This is a genomic window from Nonomuraea sp. NPDC052634, assembly GCF_040678535.1.
Lineage (GTDB): Bacteria > Actinomycetota > Actinomycetes > Streptosporangiales > Streptosporangiaceae > Nonomuraea > Nonomuraea fastidiosa.
The window spans coordinates 315452-322172 of record NZ_JBFATY010000008.1; the positions used below are offsets into that span (position 1 = coordinate 315452).

6 protein-coding genes are annotated in these 6721 nt (G+C 69.9%); all 6 read right to left on the reverse strand.

The features are described from left to right. Positions 1-6 precede the first annotated feature (6 nt). The 6 genes from mreC to AB0K67_RS30470 all read right to left on the reverse strand — a co-directional run bounded on the left by mreC (position 7) and on the right by AB0K67_RS30470 (position 6105). Complete coding sequence (gene mreC, locus AB0K67_RS30445; RefSeq protein WP_364067181.1) at positions 7-885, reverse strand: rod shape-determining protein MreC; 879 nt, start codon at positions 883-885, stop codon at positions 7-9. Continuing rightward, positions 885-1916 (reverse strand): rod shape-determining protein, encoded by a 1032-nt coding sequence (locus tag AB0K67_RS30450; RefSeq protein ID WP_364067183.1) that lies wholly within the window; start codon positions 1914-1916, stop codon positions 885-887. The genes mreC and AB0K67_RS30450 overlap by 1 nt, the downstream gene beginning before the upstream one ends. Positions 1917-2224: 308 nt before the next feature. Next, on the reverse strand, positions 2225-2635 hold the full coding sequence (ndk, locus tag AB0K67_RS30455; protein ID WP_364067185.1) for a nucleoside-diphosphate kinase: 411 nt from the start codon (positions 2633-2635) through the stop codon (positions 2225-2227). Between the two features lie 256 nt (positions 2636-2891). After that, positions 2892-4379, reverse strand: a complete 1488-nt coding sequence (locus tag AB0K67_RS30460) for a hypothetical protein (protein ID WP_364067187.1) — start codon at positions 4377-4379, stop codon at positions 2892-2894. Between the two features lie 98 nt (positions 4380-4477). After that, positions 4478-4816, reverse strand: a complete 339-nt coding sequence (locus AB0K67_RS30465; RefSeq protein ID WP_364067189.1) for a DUF4233 domain-containing protein — start codon at positions 4814-4816, stop codon at positions 4478-4480. Beyond that, positions 4813-6105 carry a folylpolyglutamate synthase/dihydrofolate synthase family protein gene (locus AB0K67_RS30470; protein WP_364067191.1) on the reverse strand — a complete coding sequence of 431 codons (1293 nt, stop codon included), beginning with the start codon at positions 6103-6105 and terminating at the stop codon, positions 4813-4815. Before AB0K67_RS30470 ends, AB0K67_RS30465 begins: the two co-directional genes overlap by 4 nt. Positions 6106-6721 lie beyond the last annotated feature (616 nt).

Consider the following 6721-nt stretch of genomic DNA (forward strand, 5'->3'; position numbering starts at 1 on the left):
CTCGCCTCATCGCGCCGTCTCCTTCGAAGGCAGCACCGCGTCGCGCGGGTCGCGCTTGGGCGCCTCCACCACCACGCCCACCACGTCGAGCGCCGTCAGGTCCGCATACGGCCGCGCGTAGGCGATGCGGGTGAGCTCGCCGGGCGTGGACTCCACTCGCTCGATCACCCCGATCGGCACCCCCGGCACGTACGGCCGCCAGTTCTGCGACCCGAAGCTGACGATCCGCCCGCCCCTGCTCAGCGGCGCCGTCGAGTCGAGCAGCCGGAACTGCACCAGCCGCCCGTGCTCGCCTACGCCGTGCACGACGCCGATCTCCTTGCCGCCCTCGAGGCGTGCCCCGACGGATGAGGCGGGATCGCTGATCAGCGCCACCGTCGAGGTGTGGGAGGTCGCCTGAAGCACCCGCCCCACCAGCCCGTCGCCGTTGATGACGGTCATCTCCGGATGTACGCCGTCGCCGGTGCCCACGTCGATCTCCACGGCATCCTCGAACCCGGGCAGCCCGCGCCTGGCGATCACGTTGGCGGGGACCGTCTTGTAGCCCCCGATGCCGGCCAGCCCGAGCATCTTCTTCAGCTCCTTGGACCGGTCGGCGTCGAGCTTGCCCGCCAGCAGCCCGGCCCGCAGCTTCGCGTTCTCCTCTTTGAGCGCCTCGATGCGCTCCTGCGCGGCCGGGGCGGTGACGAGCGCGTGCAGGAACGCGCCGACAGGCTGCACGACCACGCTGCTGAACTGCTCCGCCGTGCCGAACAGGTAGGCGCCGGCCGCGCGCAGCGGGCGCAGCGGCGAGCTGTCACCCGTGCGGTGGTCGACGGTCAGGATGACGAGTGCGGCCGCAAGCAGCACTCCCAGGACGAGCCGGGCACGGCGTGAGTCTCTCATCAGTGTCGCGACTCCGGCACCAGGACCTGCTGGAGCGCCTCGAACTCCTCCGCGCACTTGCCGGAGCCGATGGCCACCGAGTCGAGCGCGTTGTCGACCAGGTGGACCGGCATGCCGGTCTCGGCCTTGACCCGCTCGTCGAGCCCCTTGAGCAGCGCCCCGCCGCCGGTGAGCGCGATGCCACGGTCCATGATGTCGCCGGACAGCTCGGGCGGGCACTTGTCGAGCGTGGTCTTGACCGCGTCGACGATCGCGTTGACCGGCTCCTCGGTGGCCTTCCTGATCTCTTCGCTCGACACGATGACGGTCTTGGGCAGCCCGCTGACCAGGTCGCGCCCGCGCACCTCCGCGTGCGACTCCTCGCCGATCGGGCAGGCGGAGCCGATGGCGATCTTGATCTCCTCGGCGGTGCGCTCGCCCAGCATCAGCGAGTATTCCTTCTTCGCGAACGCGATCACCGCCTGGTCGAGCTCGTCACCGCCGATCCTGATCGACTGGCTGGTGACCACGCCGCCCATCGAGATGATCGCCACCTCGGTGGTGCCGCCGCCGATGTCGACCACCATGTTGCCGGTGGGCTCGTGGACGGGCAGCCCGGCTCCGATGGCCGCGGCCATGGGCTCCTCGACGATGTAGACCTTCCTGGCCCCCGCCTGGTAGCCGGCCTCCTTCACCGCCCGCTGCTCCACGCTCGTGATGCCGCTCGGCACGGCGATGATGATGCGCGGCTTGGCGAAATGACGTCTGCGGTGCACCCGCTGGATGAAGTAGCGCAACATCCGTTCGGTGACGTCGAAATCGGCGATCACACCGTCTTTGAGCGGGCGGACCGCGATGATGTTGCCCGGTGTGCGGCCGATCATCCGCTTCGCCTCGATGCCGACCGCCACGATCTTGCTGGTAGCCGTGTTGATCGCGACGACTGACGGCTCGTTGAGCACGATGCCGCGGCCACGCACGTAGACCAACGTGTTGGCGGTGCCCAGGTCGACCGCCATGTCACGGCCGAGGAACGCGAGCTTGCTGCCCATGGGGAACGGAGCCCTCCGTAACGTCGTTCGCGAGTGACTACGGAATGAATTCGAATCGTAACGTGACGTACCCACCGATGCGCGCAATGAGCCATCGCGCCTGTCAAAAATCTCCAGCCCCTACCTCAACCGCAGCTTTGCCCGGATTGCACCACAACATCCGATAGCCGACTGGAACGATCCACCACTTGAGCCACAGCGGTCCCGGCCGCCCACACCCGGCGTCCGCGATGCCAGAACCCTACGCCGCCCCACCGACAGAAAAGCCCGCGCAGCCGAGGCTGCGCGGGCTCGCCGAAGCGGATCGCTCAGAACCGGTCGGGGAAGAAGATCTTGATCTCCCTGGCGGCCGACTCGGGCGAGTCGGAGCCGTGAACGACGTTCTCGCCGATCTCGAGGGCGTGGTCGCCGCGGATCGTGCCGGGGGCGGCCTTGACCGGGTCGGTGGCGCCGGCCAGCGCGCGGAAGGACTCGATGGCCCGCGGCCCCTCGAGGACCATGGCGACCAGCGGCCCCGAGGTGATGAACTCGACCAGCTCGCCGAAGAACGGCTTCTCGGCGTGCTCGGCGTAGTGCGCCTTGGCGGTTTCGGCGTCGAGAGTGCGCAGGTCCATCGCCACGACCTTGAGGCCCTTGCGCTCCACACGGGCGATCACGTCACCGATGAGGCCGCGCTTAACCCCGTCGGGCTTGATCAGGACAAGAGTGCGCTCGGACACGTGGGGTTCTCCTTCGAACATGGGTGTGATCGCGGCCGCGGGCACCGGCCTGGCCGCGAGGTCGCGTCGCGGGGCACGCGCCCACGCGCCGCCGTAGCAGGGCACTCAGCTTACCGTGGCGCGCCCCTACCCTCGTTTCCTCCTCATCCGATCCCGTACGGCGGCGCCTCACCTGGAACCGGCGCCCTCGGGCGATCCCGTACGGCGGCGCCTCACCTGGAACCGGCATCCTCGGGCGATCCCGTACGGCGGCACCTCACCTGGAGCCGGAGTCCTCGGGCGACTGCCCGGGAGGAGGCACCGCGGGTGCGGGCTTGTCACCCGGGCTCAGCGACCCCCACGTCACGACGGGCTCGGCCACGCCCGGCGCCTCAGCGGCGAGCCGGTCGCCGGCGGGCGCGGACACGAGCAGCACGTCGGTGGGCTCAAGCGGCCCCGCGCAGGGCGTCTCGGGCACCGCGGGATCCCTGCCGGGCCGCCGTGCCGTCAGCGCGGCCAGCACGATGATCGCCACCATCAGGAAACCGCTGATCAGCGCCCACCAGTGCAGCGCCCCCATGAAGCCGTCGACCAGCTCCTGCGGCGACCGTACGCCTTCCAGCATCGCCATCTGCACGCCCGCGCCGAGCAGGAACCCCGCCAGCACGCCCGTGCAGCACAGCGTCAGCCCGTACGCGGCCGCGCCGACCCCGACCTCCTGCAGCGCCGCCGTGACCGCGACCGCCGCCCCCACGGCGAGCAGGCTGAACGGAACCGTCAGCACCATCCCGTCGGCCGACGGCACCACGAGCCGCACCGAGCAGAGCCCGACCACCATGGCCAGCAGCCCCAGCGGCACGAGCCAGCGACCGCCGCCGCGCGCGAGCAGCCGCACCGCCACCGCGGCCAGGATCGCGAGCACTCCGGCCACCGTGTACGCCACCCACAGGCCCCGCAGCCCAGGACCGCCGAGCCCGCCCATCTCGGCCATCGTGACCTGCGCCGCGCTCGGCAGCAGCACCACGCCGACCGTTACCATCACGTACGCCATCACACGCCGGTGCGCGCCGCCGACCGAGGCGAGCCCCAGCAGACCGGTCACCGCGAGCGCCGCGATCAGCATCACCGCCCCGGACCGCCAGCCGGCGCTCGCCGTGCTGACGGCCGCCGCGGCGACCACCGCCACCGGCCCCAGGAGCAGCAGCAGCCGCTTCAGCTCGCCGCGTTCGAAGCCCTCGCCGACCGGCCGCCCGGCCATCATCCACACGACCAGATGCACGGCCGCAAGCCCCAGCGCGATGCCCGTGACCATCGGGTACGGCTGCAGCGTCACCCGCCAGCTCGTCACCTCGTCCAGCGGCCACAGCGCGAGCGCCTGCGCCGTGAGCAGGCTCATCGCGAACACACCCGCCCACAGCCCGCGCAGCACCGGCGCCCGGTCCCAGACGGCGACGAGCGTGATCGCCAGCACCCCGCCGGAGCCGAGGCCGCGCAGCACCCGCACCACGCCGACGAGCAGCTCCGACGCCGCGTAGCCGCCCGCCGCGTCGGAAACGGCGACCAGCGCCAGCGCGCCGACCAGCAGCGGCGCCGCGGGCACCCGCCGCGTCAGCGCGACCGCGAGCGGCACCGCCAGCATCAGCGCTGGCAGCGCGAGCCCGTGCGTCCGCATGAGCCCGGCCCCGGCGAGGTCGGGGGGCAGCAGCCCGGCGACGACGGACAGCGTGTTGGGCACCGCGACCACCGCCAGAGGCAGCGAGATCACGATAAGGAGCCCGAGCAGAATGTCGAGCGACCACGATCGACTAGGGCGCGCCTGAAGCGGCGGCCGCGTACTTGGGGGGACGGCCATAGTGGCCGACTTTAGCGGGAAGTAGCGCCCTCGACACGGCGAGCGACGATAATCGCCGTTATCCACAGCGCGGCGAAGATCGCGCCGAGGAAGAACATCGTCGGTACGAGGAACCCCGTGCAGATCGCGAGCACCTGCACGACGGTCCCGGCGATGTACCCGAACGGCCACTTGAGCAGGCCCGCGATGACCACGCACAGCACGGCGAGCCCGATGCCGACGGTCACGGCGAGCCCGGTCGCCACTCCGCCGTTGATCGCCACAGGCGTGACGAGCGCGGCGACGATGGCCTCCATGCCGAGCACGGTGCCGCCGAGCCTGCGCATGCCTGGAGTGACGTCGAACTTCATGGTGTTCCGTCCGCTTTGAGGAGCAACCGCGCGTCGCCGGCCGTGACGACGGACCCGGTGATGAACACGCCCGTGCCGCTGAACTCGCCCTCGGCGTCCGCGATGCCGATGGCCTGGTCGATGGCGTCGTCGAGGCGTTCGACGACGTGGATGCGGTCGTCGCCGAAGATCGGCTCGGCCAGCGCGGCCAGCTCCGCCACGGGCATCGACCTGGGCGAGGAGTTACGCGTGAGCACGACCTCGTCGAGCACCGGCTCCAGCAGTTCGAGCAGCGCCTCGACGTCCTTGTCCCGCATCACGCCGACCACGCCGATCACCTTGGCGAAGTCGAACGCCTCATGCAGCCCGTCGAGCGTCGCCTGCATGCCTCCGGGGTTGTGCGCCGCGTCGATCACCACCGTGGGCGAACGCCGCACCACCTCCATCCGCCCCGGCGAGGACGCCGTCGCGAACGCCTGGCGCACCAGATCGACGTCGAGCTGGTCGTCGCCGCCGGTCAGCGCCTCTACCGCGGCCAGCGCGCACACGGCGTTGCTCGCCTGATGAGCGCCGTACAGGGGCAGGTAGACGTCGTCGTAGACGCCCTTGAGCCCGCGGAAGGTGATTAGCTGCCCGCCGATCGCCACCTCCCGGCTCATGACCCCGAACTCCAGGCCCTCGCGCGCCACCACCGCGCCGACCTCGGCCACGCGGCGCATCAGCACCTCAGCCGCCGCCAGCTCCTGCTGCGCGAGCACCGCCGTCTGCCCCTGCTTGATGATGCCGGCCTTCTCCGCCGCGATGCTGGGGATGTCGGGCCCGAGCCGGTCGGTGTGGTCGAGCGAGATGGGCGTGATGACGGACACCACACCGTCCGCCACGTTCGTCGCGTCCCACGAGCCGCCCATGCCGGTCTCGATCACCGCGACGTCGACGGGCGTGTCCGCGAACGCCGCGAACGCCATCGCCGTCAGCAGCTCGAAGAACTGGATCCGCCGGCCTTGCGTGTCGGCCAGCTCGACGTACGGGATGATCTCCTCGTAAACCTGCGCGAAGCGCTCCTCGCTCAGCGGCTCGCCGTCCACCGTGATCCGCTCGCGCATCGACACCAGGTGCGGGCTGGTGAACCGCCCCACCCTCAGGTTGCGCTCGCGCAGCAGCGCCTCGGTCAGCCGCGCCGTGCTCGTCTTGCCGTTGGTGCCGGCGATGTGTATGACGGGGTACGCCCGCTGCGGCGAGCCGAGCAGGTCAAGAAGGGCCGCGATCCGATCGAGCGTCGGCTCGAAATCCCACTCGACGCCACGATCCATGATCGCGCGTTCTACCGCACGATAATCCACCCCTCAACCCTACTGACCTCCCACACCGGTCCGTACGCCCCCGTAACGCGGAGATCCTCCGACAACCCCGGCCAGAGCCCTCAGAGAAGCCGCAAAGCCCCCTCAGCGCCCCGGGCTTCCGAGCGCAAGAACCGCCTCTGAGCGCCACGGTAATGCTCCTGCAGAGGAATGCCTCCACCCTCGAAAAAGCCCCGCATAAGACCGGCGAAGCAGCTCCGGTAGACCATTCAAGAGGCCACCCCAGAGCCGCAGGAAAAGGCCCGTCAAGCGCACCACGACCCCGCGCCTGAAGCTTTGGCAGCCGACGAGAGACCGCATCTCCGACGAGCGATATGTCGACCTAAGAAACCAGAACCAGCCGAATCCCGACCCACCCACCACCAGCCAAAGAACCCGAGACACACAAAAAGCCCGCACACACAAAAAAGCCCAGGCATACAAAAGAGGGGCCCCAACACCCAAAACAAGTGTCAGAACCCCACCCCCAACATACACAAAAAAGAGGGGCCTTGGTATCCGAAACCAGATACCAAGACCCCTCTCATCAAAGATTGTCCGGCGGTGACCTACTCTCCCACACCCTCCC

Excerpts from the sequence above, each read along its gene's own strand:
- mreC (WP_364067181.1), bottom strand. The coding sequence starts at position 885 with ATGAGAGACTCACGCCGTGCCCGGCTCGTCCTGGGAGTGCTGCTTGCG.
- AB0K67_RS30450 (WP_364067183.1), bottom strand. The coding sequence starts at position 1,916 with ATGGGCAGCAAGCTCGCGTTCCTCGGCCGTGACATGGCGGTCGACCTG.
- AB0K67_RS30465 (WP_364067189.1), bottom strand. The coding sequence starts at position 4,816 with ATGAAGTTCGACGTCACTCCAGGCATGCGCAGGCTCGGCGGCACCGTG.
- AB0K67_RS30470 (WP_364067191.1), bottom strand. The coding sequence starts at position 6,105 with ATGGATCGTGGCGTCGAGTGGGATTTCGAGCCGACGCTCGATCGGATC.